Annotated in this window: 17 protein-coding genes and 1 pseudogene; 9 read left to right on the top strand and 9 right to left on the bottom strand. The window is 71.2% G+C overall.

Annotated features, from left to right (window positions below; translation table 11 throughout):
- The first annotated feature begins 403 nt into the window (after positions 1 to 403).
- From AB0F13_RS09640 to AB0F13_RS09630, 3 genes and pseudogenes are all read left to right on the top strand, one after another.
- Positions 404 to 2,167: a phospholipid carrier-dependent glycosyltransferase gene (locus tag AB0F13_RS09640; protein ID WP_362077827.1), complete on the top strand. Its 1,764-nt coding sequence runs from the start codon at positions 404 to 406 to the stop codon at positions 2,165 to 2,167.
- 196 nt (positions 2,168 to 2,363) lie between these two features.
- Positions 2,364 to 3,998, top strand: coding sequence for a penicillin-binding transpeptidase domain-containing protein (locus tag AB0F13_RS09635; protein ID WP_362077824.1), 1,635 nt, complete (start codon positions 2,364 to 2,366; stop codon positions 3,996 to 3,998).
- A 6-nt stretch (positions 3,999 to 4,004) separates the two neighbouring features.
- Positions 4,005 to 4,361: pseudogene (locus AB0F13_RS09630) on the top strand (hypothetical protein); the annotation flags it as partial.
- 169 nt (positions 4,362 to 4,530) lie between these two features.
- Here the strand turns inward: AB0F13_RS09630 and AB0F13_RS09625 are convergent.
- Positions 4,531 to 4,662, bottom strand: coding sequence for a hypothetical protein (locus AB0F13_RS09625; protein WP_362077821.1), 132 nt, complete (start codon positions 4,660 to 4,662; stop codon positions 4,531 to 4,533).
- A 428-nt stretch (positions 4,663 to 5,090) separates the two neighbouring features.
- On the opposite strand from AB0F13_RS09625, the gene AB0F13_RS09620 reads away from it, so the two are divergent.
- The 3 genes from AB0F13_RS09620 (at position 5,091) to AB0F13_RS09610 (ending at position 6,698) form a co-directional block, all read left to right on the top strand.
- Positions 5,091 to 5,969, top strand: coding sequence for a hypothetical protein (locus tag AB0F13_RS09620; protein ID WP_362077818.1), 879 nt, complete (start codon positions 5,091 to 5,093; stop codon positions 5,967 to 5,969).
- A 113-nt stretch (positions 5,970 to 6,082) separates the two neighbouring features.
- Positions 6,083 to 6,442: a hypothetical protein gene (locus AB0F13_RS09615; protein WP_362077815.1), complete on the top strand. Its 360-nt coding sequence runs from the start codon at positions 6,083 to 6,085 to the stop codon at positions 6,440 to 6,442.
- Positions 6,435 to 6,698: a hypothetical protein gene (locus tag AB0F13_RS09610; RefSeq protein WP_362077812.1), complete on the top strand. Its 264-nt coding sequence runs from the start codon at positions 6,435 to 6,437 to the stop codon at positions 6,696 to 6,698. Before AB0F13_RS09615 ends, AB0F13_RS09610 begins: the two co-directional genes overlap by 8 nt.
- A gap of 41 nt (positions 6,699 to 6,739) precedes the next feature.
- On the opposite strand, the gene AB0F13_RS09605 is transcribed toward AB0F13_RS09610, so the two are convergent.
- The 3 genes from AB0F13_RS09605 to AB0F13_RS09595 form a co-directional block, all read right to left on the bottom strand.
- Positions 6,740 to 7,927 (bottom strand): methyltransferase domain-containing protein, encoded by a 1,188-nt coding sequence (locus tag AB0F13_RS09605; RefSeq protein WP_362077809.1) that lies wholly within the window; start codon positions 7,925 to 7,927, stop codon positions 6,740 to 6,742.
- On the bottom strand, positions 7,924 to 8,079 hold the full coding sequence (locus AB0F13_RS09600) for a hypothetical protein (RefSeq protein ID WP_362077806.1): 156 nt from the start codon (positions 8,077 to 8,079) through the stop codon (positions 7,924 to 7,926). The genes AB0F13_RS09605 and AB0F13_RS09600 overlap by 4 nt, the downstream gene beginning before the upstream one ends.
- Positions 8,080 to 8,389: 310 nt before the next feature.
- Positions 8,390 to 8,596, bottom strand: coding sequence for a hypothetical protein (locus AB0F13_RS09595; RefSeq protein ID WP_362077803.1), 207 nt, complete (start codon positions 8,594 to 8,596; stop codon positions 8,390 to 8,392).
- A 154-nt stretch (positions 8,597 to 8,750) separates the two neighbouring features.
- On the opposite strand from AB0F13_RS09595, the gene AB0F13_RS09590 reads away from it, so the two are divergent.
- From AB0F13_RS09590 to AB0F13_RS09580, 3 genes are read left to right on the top strand one after another with little or no spacing between them, the layout of a single operon-like run.
- On the top strand, positions 8,751 to 8,990 hold the full coding sequence (locus AB0F13_RS09590) for a hypothetical protein (RefSeq protein WP_362077800.1): 240 nt from the start codon (positions 8,751 to 8,753) through the stop codon (positions 8,988 to 8,990).
- A complete protein-coding gene (locus tag AB0F13_RS09585; RefSeq protein ID WP_362077797.1) occupies positions 8,965 to 9,489 on the top strand; it encodes a DUF6879 family protein in 525 nt (174 codons plus the stop codon). The genes AB0F13_RS09590 and AB0F13_RS09585 overlap by 26 nt, the downstream gene beginning before the upstream one ends.
- 20 nt (positions 9,490 to 9,509) lie before the next feature.
- A complete protein-coding gene (locus tag AB0F13_RS09580) occupies positions 9,510 to 10,373 on the top strand; it encodes a helix-turn-helix transcriptional regulator (RefSeq protein WP_362077794.1) in 864 nt (287 codons plus the stop codon).
- A gap of 13 nt (positions 10,374 to 10,386) precedes the next feature.
- Here the strand turns inward: AB0F13_RS09580 and AB0F13_RS09575 are convergent, their stop codons facing one another.
- The 5 genes from AB0F13_RS09575 to AB0F13_RS09555 form a co-directional block, all read right to left on the bottom strand.
- Positions 10,387 to 11,178 carry an SDR family oxidoreductase gene (locus tag AB0F13_RS09575; protein WP_362077791.1) on the bottom strand — a complete coding sequence of 264 codons (792 nt, stop codon included), beginning with the start codon at positions 11,176 to 11,178 and terminating at the stop codon, positions 10,387 to 10,389.
- Positions 11,179 to 11,188: 10 nt separating this feature from the next.
- Positions 11,189 to 12,358, bottom strand: coding sequence for a serine hydrolase domain-containing protein (locus AB0F13_RS09570; protein ID WP_362078083.1), 1,170 nt, complete (start codon positions 12,356 to 12,358; stop codon positions 11,189 to 11,191).
- An 84-nt stretch (positions 12,359 to 12,442) separates the two neighbouring features.
- Entirely contained in the window at positions 12,443 to 13,213 is a 771-nt protein-coding gene (locus AB0F13_RS09565) for an ABC transporter ATP-binding protein (RefSeq protein ID WP_362077788.1), read from the bottom strand.
- Positions 13,198 to 13,962: a cobalt ECF transporter T component CbiQ gene (cbiQ, locus tag AB0F13_RS09560; RefSeq protein ID WP_362077785.1), complete on the bottom strand. Its 765-nt coding sequence runs from the start codon at positions 13,960 to 13,962 to the stop codon at positions 13,198 to 13,200. Before cbiQ ends, AB0F13_RS09565 begins: the two co-directional genes overlap by 16 nt.
- 1 nt (position 13,963) lies before the next feature.
- Entirely contained in the window at positions 13,964 to 15,076 is a 1,113-nt protein-coding gene (locus AB0F13_RS09555; RefSeq protein ID WP_362077782.1) for an energy-coupling factor ABC transporter permease, read from the bottom strand.
- Positions 15,077 to 15,161: the final 85 nt, after the last annotated feature.

Genomic DNA, 15,161 nt, shown 5'->3' with positions numbered 1-15,161 from the left:
TGGAGTCCGACTGTGTACCGGGATGCTCATGGAGTCCGACGCTAGCGCTCGTTGCACGGGCCACGCGACGTTGTCTTCGTCACCCGCACATCCCGCACGGGACGGGCACGTGAAGGACGTACGTCCGGGCCGTGCTCCCGGGCTCGGTCACCCATCGGTGACCTTTGCGCGGGGCGGCGTCCATGACCTCCAGGATCTCATCCATTGCGGCTCGGCATGCCGGATCTCCCCGGTCGAGGGACTGAACGGCATGATCGGCCGCGTGCAACCGGCGGGCGGTCCCGGGAAACCGCCCGACTTCGATCTGACTGCGCCCTTCACCGCCTCTCCCCAAAGCTTCTCCCGCACAGGGAGCGCGCGCCGCCCCCGGAACTCCCACAGGGTCGTTCCCTACGATGGCGCGGTGACCAGTGACACCGCGACGCACGCCCAGCAGGGCCCGACGGCAGACGAGCAGCCGCTCCCGTGGCAGCGCAGACTCCGCCGCTTCGGCTACGTGGGCCCCACGACGCGACCCGACGTGCGGGAGCGGCTCGTACCGCCGTACCCCGGGCCCGGGACGCGGCTGTGGGTCGCGGCCGGGGCCGGCCCGGCCACCGCGGAGCGGCTCGCGCGGTCGACGGCGTGGCTCGGGCCGCTGCTGGTCGCGCTCTTCGCCGGGGTCATCCGGTTCTGGCATCTGGGCAGCCCCAAGGCGGTCATATTCGACGAGACGTACTACGCCAAGGACGCCTGGGCCCTGTGGAAGTACGGCTACGAGGTCGAGTGGCCCAAGGAGGCCAACGACCGGATCATCGCCGGGGACACCGGCATCGGCGACGCCGCCTCGTACGTCGTGCACCCGCCCGTCGGCAAGTGGGTCATCGGCCTCGGCGAGTGGCTGTACGGGCTGAACCCCTTCGGCTGGCGCTTCATGGTGGCCGTGCTCGGCACCCTGTCGGTGCTGATGCTGTGCCGCATCGGGCGCCGGATGTTCCGGTCGACGTTCCTGGGGTGTCTGGCGGGAGCACTGCTCGCCGTCGACGGGCTGCACTTCGTCATGAGCCGGACGTCGCTGCTCGACTCGGTACTGATGTTCTTCGTACTGGCCGCCTTCGGGTGCGTACTCGTGGACCGGGACAAGGCCCGGGCCCGGCTGGCGGCGGCGTTGCCAAAGGACGAGGACGGGATCGCGCGCCCCGACGCCGACACGGGCGACCGGACGCCGCTCGGGTGGCGGCCCTGGCGGATCGCGGCCGGGGTGTTCCTCGGGCTGGCGTTCGCGACGAAGTGGAACGGTGGCGTGTATCTGGCCGCGTTCGGGCTGCTGATGGTCCTGTGGGACGCCGGCTCTCGGCGGCTGGCCGGGGCCCGGCACCCGTGGCGGTCCACGCTGCGGCGCGATGTGCCGTGGGCGTTCGCCTCGACCGTTCCGGTGGCCGTGGCCGTGTACGTCGCCTCGTGGACCGGCTGGTTCGCGAACAGCGGTACGTACGACCGGACCGCCGGCTGGCAGCACAGCGGCTTCTACCGGCACTACGCGGAGACCGAGGGCGGCCGGAGCCCGGACGGGTTCCTCGCCGGGATCCTCAACCCGCTGCGCAGCCTGTGGCATTACGAGCAGCAGGTGTGGCAGTTCAACACGACCCTCTCCTCGCCGCACACCTACCAGTCCAACCCCTGGAGCTGGCTGGTCCAGTCCCGCCCGGTGTCCTACTTCTACGAGTCCCCCAAGGCGGGCCAGGACGGCTGCCCGATCGACACGGCCGACAAGTGCGCCCGCGAGGTGCTCGCCCTGGGCACGCCGATGCTGTGGTGGACGGCGTGCTTCGCGCTGCTGTACCTGCTCTACCGGTGGGCGCTGCGGCGCGACTGGCGGGCCGGGGCCGTGCTGTGCGCGGTCGCGGCCGGCTACCTGCCGTGGTTCATGTGGCAGGAGCGGACGATCTTCATCTTCTACTCGGTCGTCTTCGTGCCATTCCTGTGCCTGGCGGTGGCCATGCTGTTCGGGGCGGTCCTGGGGCAGCCGGGGTCCTCGGAGCGCCGGCGGGTCGTGGGCGCGGTCGGGGCGGGCACGCTCTTCCTGTTCATCGTCTGGAACTTCATCTACTTCTTCCCGATCTACACGGGCCAGCCGATTCCCATGGACGCCTGGCGGAACCGGATGTGGTTCGACACCTGGATCTGACGCCGTCGGGGGCACCCCCCGTACGGCAGGACGGCGGACGGCGGACGGCGGACGGCGGTGCCGCAGCCGGCGGACGACGGTGCCGCGGCCGGAACCTGACGCCATGCCCGACATCACTTCATGTGTCACTCCCCTCCCGTAGAGTGCCCGATGAGGTTTTAATCAGGTGATTAAAGCCAGGAGGGGGCAGGAAAACATGCGCACTGGCGCAAAGATCGCTACAGGCGTCGTGGGCGCCGCGATAGTGGGGGCGGCCGGGTTGGGGGCCTACAACCTGGTCGACGCGGTCGCGGACGGCGGTTCGGGTACGCGCACCGAGGCGGCGCCCGTCAAGACCGGGCCGCCGTCGGGGAGCGAGACGGAGAAAACCGCGCGGGACTTCCTCGCCGCGTGGGCGGCGGGCGACATGCGCAAGGCGGCCGAGCTCACCGACAACGCCGAGGCCGCCACCGCCGCGCTGACCGGCTACCGCGAGAACGCGCACGTCGAGAAGGTGGAGTTCAAGCAGGGGGCGGCCACGGGCGCCAAGGTGCCGTTCTCCGTCACCGCGGAGGTCGTTCTCGGCAAGCAGCGCTCCACCTGGACGTACGACTCCTCGCTCGCCGTCGCCCGGGGCCGGACCAGCGGCCGCCCGCTCGTGGACTGGCAGCCCACGGTCGTCCACCCCGAACTCACCGCGGGCCGGACGCTGCGGACCGACTCGGCCCCGGCGCAGGTCACCGCCGTCGACCGGGACGGCACCGAGCTGAACGTCACGGACCACCCGTCGCTCGCGTCCGTACTGCCCGAGCTGCGCAAGCGGTTCGGGGAGAAGGCGGGTGGCGAGCCGAGCGTGGAAGTACGGCTGGAAGGCGCGCCTGCGGGCGGCGCGAGCCCGGGCGCCGGGGGCCAGGCCAAGGCGCTGCACGTCGTCTCGAAGGGCAAGCCCGGCAAGCTGCGCACCACCCTCAGCGCCGCCGTGCAGCGCGCCGCCGAGGCCGCCGTCAGCAGACACAGCGACGCCTCCGTGGTGGCGGTGAAGCCGAGCACCGGCGAGATCCTGGCCATCGCCAACGCCAAGAAGACCGAGTTCAACCCGGCGTTGTCCGGCCAGACCGCACCCGGCTCCACGATGAAGGTCGTCACCGCCGCGATGCTGCTCGAACAGGGCAAGGCATCTCCCGGCAAGCCGCTGCCCTGCCCGAAGAACGCCACGTACGGCATGACGTTCCACAACGTGGAGCAGAGCGAGAACCCGGGGGCCACCTTCGCCCAGGACTTCGCGGCCTCCTGCAACACCGCCTTCATCTCCCTCGCCGACCAGGTCCCCGACGGCGCGCTCGCCGCCGAGGCGCGCGACGTCTTCGGCCTCGGCCTGGAGTGGAAGTCCGGCATCCCCACCTCCGACGGCAAGGTGCCCGCCGACAGCGGGGCCGGCAAGGCCGCCGCGCTGATCGGGCAGGGCCGGGTGCAGATGAGCCCGCTCAACATGGCCTCCGTCGCCGCGACCGTACGCACCGGATCGTTCCACCAGCCCTACCTCGTCGACCCCGCCCTCGACGGCCGCGAGCTCGCCAGGGCGCCCCGCGCCCTGTCCCCGGCGGCCGCCCGCGACCTGCGCTCGATGATGCGGCTCACCGCGGTCTCCGGCACGGGCGCCAGGGCGATGGCCGGGCTCGACGGCGAGATCGGCGCCAAGACCGGCTCGGCGGAGGTCGACGGCCAGACCAGCCCCAACGGCTGGTTCACCGCCTACCGCGGCGACGTGGCCGCCGCCGCAGTCGTCCCGCAGGGCGGCCACGGCGGCGACTCGGCCGGCCCGGTCGTCGCGGCGGTCCTGCGCGCGGGGTGAGTGTGCGGCGGCTACGACGCCGGCGCGTACCAGTTCCACGTCTCGCACGTGCTCTACGAGTTCAAGGACCCGGAGGGGTCGGTCCGGGCGATGCGGGAATGCCTCAGGGTCCAGCCGCGACAGGAACGCCAGGGCCGTCTGCACTCCAACGCTCTTCTCGCGCAGCGCCAGTTCGAGCTCGGGCATCTGGAGGCCGCGTGCGCGACGTGGCACACGTTCCTCGACGACTACGTGCAGCTTTCCACCGCACGCGGCGACGAGCACTTCGCCACGATGCGGCGCCGCATCCGGCCGTACACCAAGACCCACGCGGTGCGGGCACTGGCCGAGCGGGCCCGCGAGGTGGCGGGGGCCAAGGCATGACGTTCACCGGCAGGGAAGACGCGGAACGCTGCCCGCAGGCGTCATCCGCGCTATCGTTGGGATCGCTGTACAGAAAGCCCGCCACAGACCGCCGGGAAAATAGGCGATCCGTGACGGGCGTACCGAAGAGGGCGGCCGTACGGGGCCTATTGGGTGTAGGCCCCGCCGGTCACGCCTTGCCGGTCAGGATCAGGGCGAGGGCGGCAAGGGCGACGAACAGTTCCACCCATGGGGTGACTGCCTTCGCCCACCGCTTTCCCTGATTCCAGTCGATCAGCGGCTTCGGCTTCCTATGGCGCACCCTTCCTCAGGTCGGAGGCCCGCCTACTGCGAGACTCCACGAGGGAGCCTCGGACACGGCGACCACCGGCCCCCGCGCCCGAGGCCCCTGGATGGAGTCCCGAACGCGGGCGAGCCGACCCGAGGGTCAGCAAGGTGCTTGGCACGTCAGGGCGAGAACACTAGCCCCCTCGCCCTCCAACTGGGCGGTTTCTGCGGGACTTTGGGCAGCGCGGACACACCTTCGAGTGGTTCGCCCCGTCACTCCCCCCGCAACGCCGTCCCCGCAGCCCCACATTCCGGGGGCGCGCGCTCCCTGTGCGGGAGAAGCTTTGGGGAGAGGCGGTGAAGGGCGTGGAGAGTGCGCTACGTTGCGCGCAAGAAGCGACCCCAACGCCGGAGGCAACCGGCGAAGGGGTCTACACCCACGAGGAGTAGGAGCTCCCCGGGATGCTCAAGCATGCTATCGCCCCTGCCGGTTTCTTCACTCAGGTGCCGAACGAGATCCTCCGTCACCCCCGGCTGTCGGCAGCGGCCGTCCGTCTGCTGACATGGCAGCTGTCGCTCCCCGACGGATCCGGCCAGCCGTTGTCGGAGACGGCGGAACGGGCGGGGATCAAGAAGACCGCGTTCATCCGCGCGAAGCGGGAACTGCTCGCTGAGGGGTACGTCCACGAGTGGCGGCGCCAGGGCGAGGGGGGCCGCTGGACGACCAGGCAGCTGGTGTCGAACGTCCCGCTGACCCCGGAGGAGGCGCGGGCCGTACGGGACGGCGGCCAGCCGACGGCTCAGGAACCGACCGTCGGCGAACCGGCTCCTCGGGCCGTCGGCCGTCCCCAGGAAAAGACTGAGGAGAACACTCCCCACCCTCCCCACCCGCTCGCCGAGCGCGGCGCGCAGGCGCTGACCGAGGTGACGCGGGGCGAACGCAAGCTGCGCCTGGCGCCCAGGGACATCCGCGCCCTGGCCCCGCTCACAGCCGAATGGCTCGTACGCGGTGCGACCCTCGCCGACCTCCGGGCCGCCCTGACCTCGGACCTCCCGCCCGCGGTCCGCTCACCGGCGGGTCTCACGCGCGACCGCCTGGTCCGCAAGATGCCGGACCCGGCACCGGGGCCGGTGCCCCGGCCGCAACCGTTGCGAGCCTGCACGGGCGGCTGCGGCCGCATGATCCGCCCGGTCGCGGACGAGACGGCCTGCCGGGACTGCCGTGTGGACGCGGCGACAGGCACCTACAGCTGCGACGACGTCTCGGGCGCGATCGCCGCCACGAAGCGCGGGATGGCGACGATCCGCGAGCTGCTGCACGCCGGGACCGCAACGACATGAACCCCACTGCGCCGCCGCTGCCCTGTCCATCGGAGGCCTCGAACGAATGCAGTCGTCCCGCTCACTGGCAGCCCTGGGTGCCGTACGGTGATCAGGCACCCCTTGGAGGACGCATGACCACTCAGCCGGTTGACGACGGTGGCGCACTGATCCCGAGACCGGAGAAGACATTCCCCGCGCTGCGGGCCGCACTCGCGCAGGTCGCGCCGTCCCGGCTCGCGGAGATGACGACCGAGCGGGACACGGTCTTCACTATGGCCACGCAGTCGAACAGCTTCGGACCGATCGCCATGTTCCAGCTCAAGTGGGCCACTGTGATCGAGGTCGAGCGGTTTCCCGGGATCGCCCGTCGGTTGCACGCGGCCGAGCATGCCGCTCAGTCCCTGGACCGGGAAGATCCGGCATGGCGAGCCGCGATGGACGAGATCCGGAAGATCATGGATGCTGCCCGCGCGAAGGTCACCGATGGGTGACTGGGCCTGGGAGTACGACCCGGACGCACGTCATGTCATCGGCGAGACGCCGAACCTCGCCTTCATCGCGCGAGTGGAAGAACGCGCCGACGAACTGGTCCGGGCCGCAGCGGCCCTCTACCTCAACGGCACGGCCTACCAGGGACGGTCGCCCGGCTTGCAGGAGGAAGTCCTTTCGGGCGGAATGTTCCAGTACCTGACGGTCGCGCGGCAGCAACGTCTGTATATCGTCCAGACGACTCCCTGGCCCCTCTGACCGGTCCCGTGACCGGATGGCCGCGGGCGGGTGCGGCGCGCTTACGACGTGACGATGTTGCCCGGGTCGTCCAGCCACGCGGTGTGGCCGTCCGTCGTGACCGTGAGGCCGAAGCGCTCAACGCCCGGTCTGCCGTTTCCGGCCCACCAGCGGTAGGCGGACTCCGCCTCGTCCCACAGGCGCCGGGGCCCGGACTGGTAGACCTTGGCCTCCCCCCGGTCGTCGCGGAAGACGACGACCGCCCAGGACCTGTCCGTCAGGCCGTAGAACCACACCGGGCGCCGACCGTCCCGTTTGCGGTCGGCGACGTGCGTGACGCCGGGCATCCGCAGGCCCAGGGCGAACTCGACGGCATCGAAACTGCCTGCGCCGCAGAACTCGGCCTCGCTGATCGTCGTGGACGACGTGTCCGCATCGTCCATCGCCCCCGGCGTCACGTACGCGTCGTGCCGGGCCCGCACGAGTCGCTGCGCGCGCATGCGCATGAACGCGACCGGACGTGTGAACGGGCCGGTCGCGTTCCGCCCGTCCTCGGCGACGCGCAGCCTGGCCGTGGCCTCGGCCGGGCCGTAGTACGTCCCCCAGGGGACGAGGATCAGGCCGCCCGGCGTCGTCTGCTCGACCCACGCGAACGGAATGGTCCGCAGACCGCACGTCGCGATGACGCGGTCGTACATAGCCCGTTCGGGGCACCCGTGGAAGCCGTCGCCGTGCACCACCTCCACGGGCAGCCCGAACCGTTCCAGCGCCTCGCGCCCGGCCGCGGCGACAGCGCCGTCCACCTCCACTGTGACGACGTTCCGGGCGCCGAGCCGGTGCGCGAGCAGTGCCGCGTTCCAGCCGGTGCCCGTGCCGATCTCCAGTACGCGTTGTCCCTCGTGGACGTCCAGGTCGGCGAGCATGGAGAAGACGAGACTCGGCATGGACGACGACGAACTGAACGACTTTCCCGGTGCGGTGCCGTCGTGCTCTCCGTCGTCCCACTGCGTGACGATGGGAGCGTCCGATTCCGCGTGCATCCGCCACGCTTCCGGGTCCCTCGCTTTGTCGACACTGACGTTCCGGCCGGTGGCCATGTCGTGGGGCCACATCACGTCGGGCAGGAATTCCGCGCGGGGCACGGCATGGAAGGCCGGGGCCCAGTCCGGCGAGAGCGCCCCCGCATCGAGAAGGAGACGGCCCAGCCGCTCACGGCTGGGCCTCCCCTCCTGCTCGGTGCGGGCCGTCACTTGCGGTGCGTCCCATCACCGGGGGGCGTCGAACCGTCGGGCGTCGGCTCGTCCGTCGGCGCCCACGGCTGCCCGGGGAGGCCGTCAGCCTCGCCGTCGTCCTTGCCGTGGCCACCGCCTTGCGCGGATCGTGTGACCGATTCCAGATCCATCGTGAGCCCCTCTCCTGACGTATCGCCGTGCTGCTGTACGGGCGAGCCGGTCGTTCCGTCACGGTCACATTCGGCCCGGCCGCCCGCCCGGTGGGCCGATGAGGTCCACCCGGACGTGTCCGGCAGGGACACCTGCGCCATAGCCGTCTTCACGAGTGCGCCTCCCGCTGGTGGACGCCCATGCGGGTGGCCGCGTCGCTCATTGCCACGGAATCGCCCCGCTTCTCCGCCTCGCGCCGGTCCCTTTTGATGCCGTCGCACTGGGTGCAGCGCGGAACGGCCCTGCAAGGTGGCATGGCGGAACGCGAGCTCACCGCTGCACCCCGCGTCCGATGCACTCAGCGAGCTTGAGAGCGACGTCGCTGCGAATACGGCCCAATTGGACGAGGTCCAGGTCCGGCGAAGCCACCTCGACGCTCAGCGAAGGCAGCACGATGCCCGCTACCGCCAATGCCGTCTGCAGCTCTTCCTTTGCCCGACCCGCGTCGACGGTGTCCTTCGTACGCGTGATTGCCATGCACCGGACCGTACGGAGGAGGCGGTGACGCACTCAATGAAGTTGCAGGAGATTGCATTCCAATCTCCGTCGACTCAGGGCCTCTTGACCACGTCGGCCCCTATGGGCGAGGGTCGTGCAAGCTAGCGCAACCCACTCGGCATGGGAGGCAGGCATGACCCTACGATTCATCGGAATCGACCCGAACACGGGTGACGGCGAGTGCCCCACGGTGTGGTTCGACGAAGACGAGCAGGAGTTCGTCTTCCAGGGCTGGAAGGCTGACGAGGCACTTCAGTCCAGGTGCCTGGCGACCGGTCCCATCCCGCCGACCGAGACAGTGGTCCGGCTGCCCGCCCGCATGGGGCCAATGATCAGGAGGGCGTGTGATGTCGCAGAACGTGCCCAGCTTTGAGGAGCTGCTCCACGGCTGTGAGCGGTCGGCAGTACACCTGGAGACACGGGATGTCTACGCGGTGGATTACGAGAAGTCAGGATTCACCGCTTGGAGGGCAGGCCACCGGCACAACCCCGCCGACCGGGCTTCGTGGTGGCGCCCATGGCTCGATCTGGTGTCCGCGACCGTCAGCCGCGGTGTGGTGATCAGGCGGGCCCGCATCGTGTCCGAGCCGGTCACCGAGTACATCCAGTACGAGCACAGCGGCACGTTCACCAACATCGCGGCCGGCGAATCCGTCCGCTGGCTGTCCCGGCGACACGCCTCGGACCTTTGCCTGCCAGGCAATGACTTCTGGGTTTTCGACGACCGGCTGGTGAGGTTCAACCACTTCACGGGCGATGGTTCTTCGATCGGCGGGGAAATGCGCGAGGAAGAGGCAGTCGTCAAACTCTGCTCGTCGGCATTCGAAGCGGTCTGGGACCGGGCCGTCCCTCACGAAGAGTTTCACGTATAGAGCCACGGAACAGCCGGCTCATGACCAAGTCTCCTTCGTCCAGCGCCCAGGCTGCACGCGAAGCTGTCGCCATGAGGCTCCGCGAGATCCGCCTGGATGCCGGGCTCACCGGACGTGAGCTGGCCTTCCGTGCAGGATGGCATCCGGCGAAGACTTCCCGGATCGAGAACGCCAGAACGCCTCCCTCGGACGCGGATGTCCGCAGGTGGTGTGCCGCGTGCGACGCCGTTGATCAGGCGGCGGACATCATCGCCGCTTCTCGTACCGCCCACTCCATGTGGACGGAATGGCGACGCACACAGCGGACAGGCTTGCGCCGGTTGCAAGAGTCCTACGTTTCCCTGTTCCAAGAGACACGGCTCTTCCGCGTCTATGCGTCACACCTTGTTCCCGGCCTGCTCCAGACCGAGGGCTATGCCACCGCCCTGCTCTCCTCCATCACAAAGTTCCGTCACATTCCCGACGATGTGGAAGACGCCGTCAAGGCACGACTGGCCAGGTCGCGAGTTCTCCAGCAAGGTGATCACCGGTTCGCCCTGGTGATCGAGGAATCTGTACTCCGCTATCAGATCGGCGATGCGGCGACAATGGCGGGACAGCTCGGCCATCTTCTGTCGGTCGGCTCTCTGCCGTCCGTCTCCCTTGGCGTGATCCCGTTTGCAACCGGCGCACGAAGAGTGTGGCCCATGGAAACGTTCCACGTGTACGACGAAGACCTGGTGTCAGTCGAGTTGCTCTCGGCGAGGGCGACAATCCGACAACCCACCGAGATCGGCCTGTACGCAAAAGCGTTCGGAGAACTTTCACGGATGGCTCTCTACGGTGCCAGCGCGCGATCTCTAATCGTCTCAGCCATTGAGGCACTCGACGACATCTGCACGTAGGGGCGTGAGGCCCCTAGTCCCCCCGCAACGCCCCCCGCAGCCCCACATTTCCCACCAGGATCCCGCCGTCCACCGGCAGCGTCACGCCCGTGATCCACGCCGCGTCCGCCGAGGCCAGGAAGGCCACTGCTGCCGCGATGTCCTCCGGGCGGCCCACGCGTCCCAGCGGGTAGTGGGCCGCCGCCCGTTCCAACGCGGCTTCCCGGCCCTCCCAGTTCGGGGTGCGGACCGTGCCCGGGGCGACGAGGTTGACGCGGACGCCGCGGGGGGCGCACTGGCCGGCGAGGGTGCGGGTGAGGCCGGCGAGGGCGGCCTTGGCGGCGCTGTAGGCGTGGTTGCCGAAGTCCTGTTCGGCGTTGACGGAGCCGATGTTGACGATGGCGCCCCGGCCGTCCGGTGCCGCCGCGAGGTGGGGCATCGCCGCCCGTACGCACCGCATGGCGCCGGTCAGGGTGATGTCCAGGTCGCGGGACCACTCCTCGTCCGGGAGGTCCTCCACCAGGGGAGGGTCGGGGTGGCAGGAGAAGGCGTTGTTGACCAGGACGTCGAGGCGGCCGAAGCGGTCGGCCGCGTACGCCACCGCGGCCTCGGCGGCCGCGCGGTCGGCCACGTCGCACGCCAGGGACTCGGCGGCGAGGCCGTCGGCCCGCAGCGCCGCCGCGGCCCCGGCCGCGCGCTCGCCGTCCAGGTCGGTGACGAGCACCCGCGCGCCCTCGGAGGCGAGGCGGCGGGCCGTGGCGGCGCCGATGCCGCGGCCCGCGCCCGTGATCAGTACCGCACAGCCCTCGAAGCGTCCCGGTGCCATGCGGGCAGCACTACCCCGCCAGGGCCTTGGCAACCGCCCGCACCAGCGCCTGGGCGCGCGGGTCGGCGGTGACGTTCTTCTGCATGCCGTTGGTGACGTAGCCGAAGGCGATGCCGGATTCGGGGCCGGCGAAGGCCAGGGAGCCGCCGCGGCCGGGGTGGCCGAAGGAGCCGGGGGCCAGGAGCGGGGAGGCGGGGCCGTGGAGCATGTAGCCGAGGCCGAAGCGGGTGCTCACGACCAGGACGCGGTCCGGGCCCGCGGACTCCTCCGTGCGGGCCATGGTGAGCGTCGCGGGGGCGAACAGCCTGCGGCCCCCGTCCACGACGCCGGTGAGCGAGGCGTAGAAGCGGGCCAGCGCGTCCGCCGTGGCGATGCCCGCGGAGGCGGGCAGTTCGGCGGCGCGGTAGGCGGGGTCGTTCTCGTCGGCGAGCGGGGAGATCGCGGCGAAGGCGCGGCGCGTGAGCGACGACGGGTCGCCGTAGGCGTCGGTGACCGACGCCTTGGCGCGGACGCGCAGGCCGGCGGAGGGGGCGGCGGCCGGGGCCTCGATGCCGGCGATGCGGCCCACCCGGCCCTGCTCGGCCTCCGGCAGGCCCAGCCACAGGTCCAGGCCCAGCGGCCCGGCTATCTCCTCGGCGACCCAGGTGCCGATGGACCGGCCGGTCACGCGCCTGACCAGCTCGCCGATCAGCCAGCTGTAGGTCTGCGCGTGGTAGCCGTGGTCGGTGCCGGGCTCCCAGGCGGGCGTCTGCGCGGCGACGGCCCGGGCGCCGCTGACGCCGTCGATGGCCTCGGCGGGGGTGAGCGGGGTGTCGAGCACGGGCAGCCCGGCGCGGTGCGAGAGCAGGTGCCGTACGAGCACGCGCTCCTTGCCGTTCGCCTTGAACTCCGGCCAGTACGTGCCGACGGGCGCGTCGAGGTCGACCTGTCCGCGCTGGTGCAGGAGCAGCAGCACGGCCGCGGCCACACCCTTCGTGGCGGAGCGCACGATCTGCGCGGTGCCGCGGGTCCACGGTTCGGTGCCGTCCGCGTCCTTCGTACCGCCCCACAGATCGACGATCCTGCGCCCGTCCCGGTAGACGGCCACGGCCGCGCCCCGTTCGCCGCGCCGTACGAAGTTGTCCGCGAAGGCGTCCCGGACCGGTTCGAAACCGTCCGCCACCGTGCCCTGGACGTCCACCACTGTTTTCCGCTCCTACCGTGCCGATCGCTACAAAAGCCTCCACCATGGTGCAACGCGATCGCGGGTGCTCCGGACCAGGGGTCACCCCCGCAGGGCCACCGACCGCGGATCGAAGCCGAACGGGAGCTCCAGCCGGTGGGCCCGCATCAGCTCCTCGTCGCAGAGCAGGTCCCGGGTGGGGCCGTCCGCCGCGATGACGCCGTCGCTCAGCACGACGGACCGTTCGCACAGCTCCAGCGCGTACGGAAGGTCGTGCGTGACCATCAGCACAGTGACGTCCAGCGAGCGCAGGATGTCGGCGAGCTCGCGGCGGGAGGCGGGGTCGAGGTTGGAGGAGGGCTCGTCGAGGACGAGGATCTCCGGCTCCATGGCCAGTACGGTCGCCACGGCCACCCGGCGCCGCTGCCCGAAGGACAGGTGGTGCGGGGGGCGGTCCGCGAAGCCGGACATGCCGACCCGGGCCAGGGCCCCGGCCACGCAGCGCTCCAGCTCCGCGCCGCGCAGCCCGGCGGCGGCCGGGCCGAAGGCGACGTCCTCGCGCACGGTGGGCATGAAGAGCTGGTCGTCGGGGTCCTGGAAGACGATGCCGACGCGGCGCCGGACCTCGGCGAGGTGGCGCTTGTCGACCGGCAGGCCCGCGACGCGCACGGTTCCGGCGCCGCCGCTCAGGATGCCGTTGAGGTGGAGGACGAGCGTGGTCTTGCCCGCGCCGTTGGGACCGAGGAGGGCGACGCGTTCGCCGCGTGTGACGGCGAGGTCGACGCCGAAGAGGGCCTGATGGCCGTCGGGGTAGGCGAAGGCGAGGCCACAGACCTCGAGCGAAGGCGGTACGGGGGTCATGTCAGCATCCATCCGGTCAGGCAGACCGCCAGCGCGGCCAGCGGCAGCGCGGCCGCGTGCGTCCACTGCGCACGCGACGCGGTCACCTCGTCGATCACGGGCATCGAACCCGCGTAGCCGCGGCTGACCATGGCCAGGTGGACGCGTTCCCCGCGCTCGTACGAGCGGATGAACAGCGCCCCCGCGGACTTGGCCAGCACCCCCCAGTGGCGCACGCCGCGCGCGGTGAAGCCGCGCGATTCACGGGCGATGCGCATGCGCCGCATCTCGTCGGTGATGACGTCCCCGTAGCGGATCATGAAGGACGCGATCTGGACGAGCAGCGGCGGCATGCGCAGCCGCTGCAGGCCCAGCAGCAGCGCGCGCAGCTCGGTGGTCGAGGCGAGCAGCACGGAGGCGGCGACGCCCAGGGTCCCCTTGGCGAGGATGTTCCAGGCGCCCCAGAGACCGGACTGGCTGAGCGAGAGGCCGAGGACGTGCACGCGTTCGCCCTGTGCCACGAACGGCATGAGCACCGCGAAGGCGACGAACGGCACCTCGATCAGCAGCCGCCGCAGCAGGAAGGCCAGGGGCACCCGGGCCGCGACCGCGACGGCCCCCAGCAGCAGCGCGTACAGGCCGAAGGCCCACAGTGCCTCGCGCGGCGTGGAGACCACGATCAGCACGAAGCAGAAGACGGCCGCGATCTTGCAGTGCGGCGGCAGGGCGTGGACCGGTGAGCGAGCGTGCCGGTAGAGCTTGTGGGCGTGTCCCGCACCCATGTCAGCCGGTCCCGCTCTCGGCGGAAGCGGCGGAAGCGGCGGGGGCGGCCGCGGTGGTCGTGGTCCGGTCGCGGCGGCGGCGTACGGTCACGAACACTCCCGTGCCCACGGCCAGGGTCGCGCCGACGCCGATCACACCGGCGAGCCCGCCCGAGATGCGCTCGTCGGCGACGTCCTTGACCTGGTAGTCGGCGAGGGGGGAGCCCTTGGCGGCGTGGTCCTCGGCCTTGCTGTCGATGCCCTTGTCGTGGGCGACCTTCTCCAGCCCGTCGGGGCTGGTGGAGGCGTAGTAGCTGACGAACCCGGCGAGGGCGAGGGCGGCGACGAGCCCGGCGGCGGCGAGGCGGCGCGTCGAGCGGGCGGCGGCGGGGGACACGGCCGGGGCGGTGGCCGCGGCGGGGGCGGGGTCGGGGGCGGTGGGCGGCACCGTCGTCGTGCCGTCCGCCGTGCGCAGCTCCAGGGGCCTGGTCAGCCCGCGCGCGCCGTGGACGAGGTCCGGGCGCACGGCGATCACGGCGCCCACGGTCAGCGCGGTGATGACGGCCTCGCCGATGCCGATGAGCACGTGTACGCCCACCATCGCGGTGAAGACCTTGCCCAGCGGTACGTCGGTGGTGCCGCCGAGGGCGTAGATGAGGGTGAAGGCCCCGGCTGCCGCGGGTACGGACACCAGGGCGGCCACGAAGGCCGCGGCGGTCACGGACGGGCGGCGGCGCGGCAGCACCTTCACCAGCAGCCGGAAGAGGGCGTAGGCGACGACGGTGGTGACCACGGCCATGTCGCTGATGTTCACGCCGAGGGCGGTCAGCCCGCCGTCCGCGAACAGCACGCCCTGCATCAGCAGCACCACGGATATACAGAGGACCCCTGTGTAGGGGCCTACGAGTATCGCGGCCAGCGCACCGCCCAGCAGGTGGCCGCTGGTGCCGGCCGCGACGGGGAAGTTCAGCATCTGGACGGCGAAGACGAAGGCCGCCACGAGCCCCGCCAGCGGGGCCGTCTTCTCGTCCAGCTCTCTGCGGGCCCCGCGCAGGCTGACCGCGACGGCGGCCGCGGCGACGGCCCCCGCCGCCAGGGAGACCGGGGCATCGATGAACCCGTCGGGTACATGCATGGCGAGCTCCGTCCGTTCGTGCATCGCTCGTGGGTCCGGCTGTTCGGTCCGGGAGTGGCCCGGCCGGTGTGATTCAGCCATCTCG

This window comes from Streptomyces sp. NPDC026206, assembly GCF_040638465.1.
Taxonomy (GTDB): Bacteria; Actinomycetota; Actinomycetes; order Streptomycetales; family Streptomycetaceae; genus Streptomyces.
This window is presented reverse-complemented; position numbering and strand designations above follow the sequence as displayed.

Excerpts from the sequence above, each read along its gene's own strand:
- AB0F13_RS09635 (WP_362077824.1), top strand. The coding sequence starts at position 2,364 with ATGCGCACTGGCGCAAAGATCGCTACAGGCGTCGTGGGCGCCGCGATA.
- AB0F13_RS09620 (WP_362077818.1), top strand. The coding sequence starts at position 5,091 with ATGCTCAAGCATGCTATCGCCCCTGCCGGTTTCTTCACTCAGGTGCCG.
- AB0F13_RS09615 (WP_362077815.1), top strand. The coding sequence starts at position 6,083 with ATGACCACTCAGCCGGTTGACGACGGTGGCGCACTGATCCCGAGACCG.
- AB0F13_RS09610 (WP_362077812.1), top strand. The coding sequence starts at position 6,435 with ATGGGTGACTGGGCCTGGGAGTACGACCCGGACGCACGTCATGTCATC.
- AB0F13_RS09600 (WP_362077806.1), bottom strand. The coding sequence starts at position 8,079 with ATGGATCTGGAATCGGTCACACGATCCGCGCAAGGCGGTGGCCACGGC.
- AB0F13_RS09595 (WP_362077803.1), bottom strand. The coding sequence starts at position 8,596 with ATGGCAATCACGCGTACGAAGGACACCGTCGACGCGGGTCGGGCAAAG.
- AB0F13_RS09590 (WP_362077800.1), top strand. The coding sequence starts at position 8,751 with ATGACCCTACGATTCATCGGAATCGACCCGAACACGGGTGACGGCGAG.
- AB0F13_RS09585 (WP_362077797.1), top strand. The coding sequence starts at position 8,965 with ATGTCGCAGAACGTGCCCAGCTTTGAGGAGCTGCTCCACGGCTGTGAG.
- AB0F13_RS09580 (WP_362077794.1), top strand. The coding sequence starts at position 9,510 with ATGACCAAGTCTCCTTCGTCCAGCGCCCAGGCTGCACGCGAAGCTGTC.
- AB0F13_RS09575 (WP_362077791.1), bottom strand. The coding sequence starts at position 11,178 with ATGGCACCGGGACGCTTCGAGGGCTGTGCGGTACTGATCACGGGCGCG.
- AB0F13_RS09565 (WP_362077788.1), bottom strand. The coding sequence starts at position 13,213 with ATGGATGCTGACATGACCCCCGTACCGCCTTCGCTCGAGGTCTGTGGC.
- cbiQ (WP_362077785.1), bottom strand. The coding sequence starts at position 13,962 with ATGGGTGCGGGACACGCCCACAAGCTCTACCGGCACGCTCGCTCACCG.
- AB0F13_RS09555 (WP_362077782.1), bottom strand. The coding sequence starts at position 15,076 with ATGCATGTACCCGACGGGTTCATCGATGCCCCGGTCTCCCTGGCGGCG.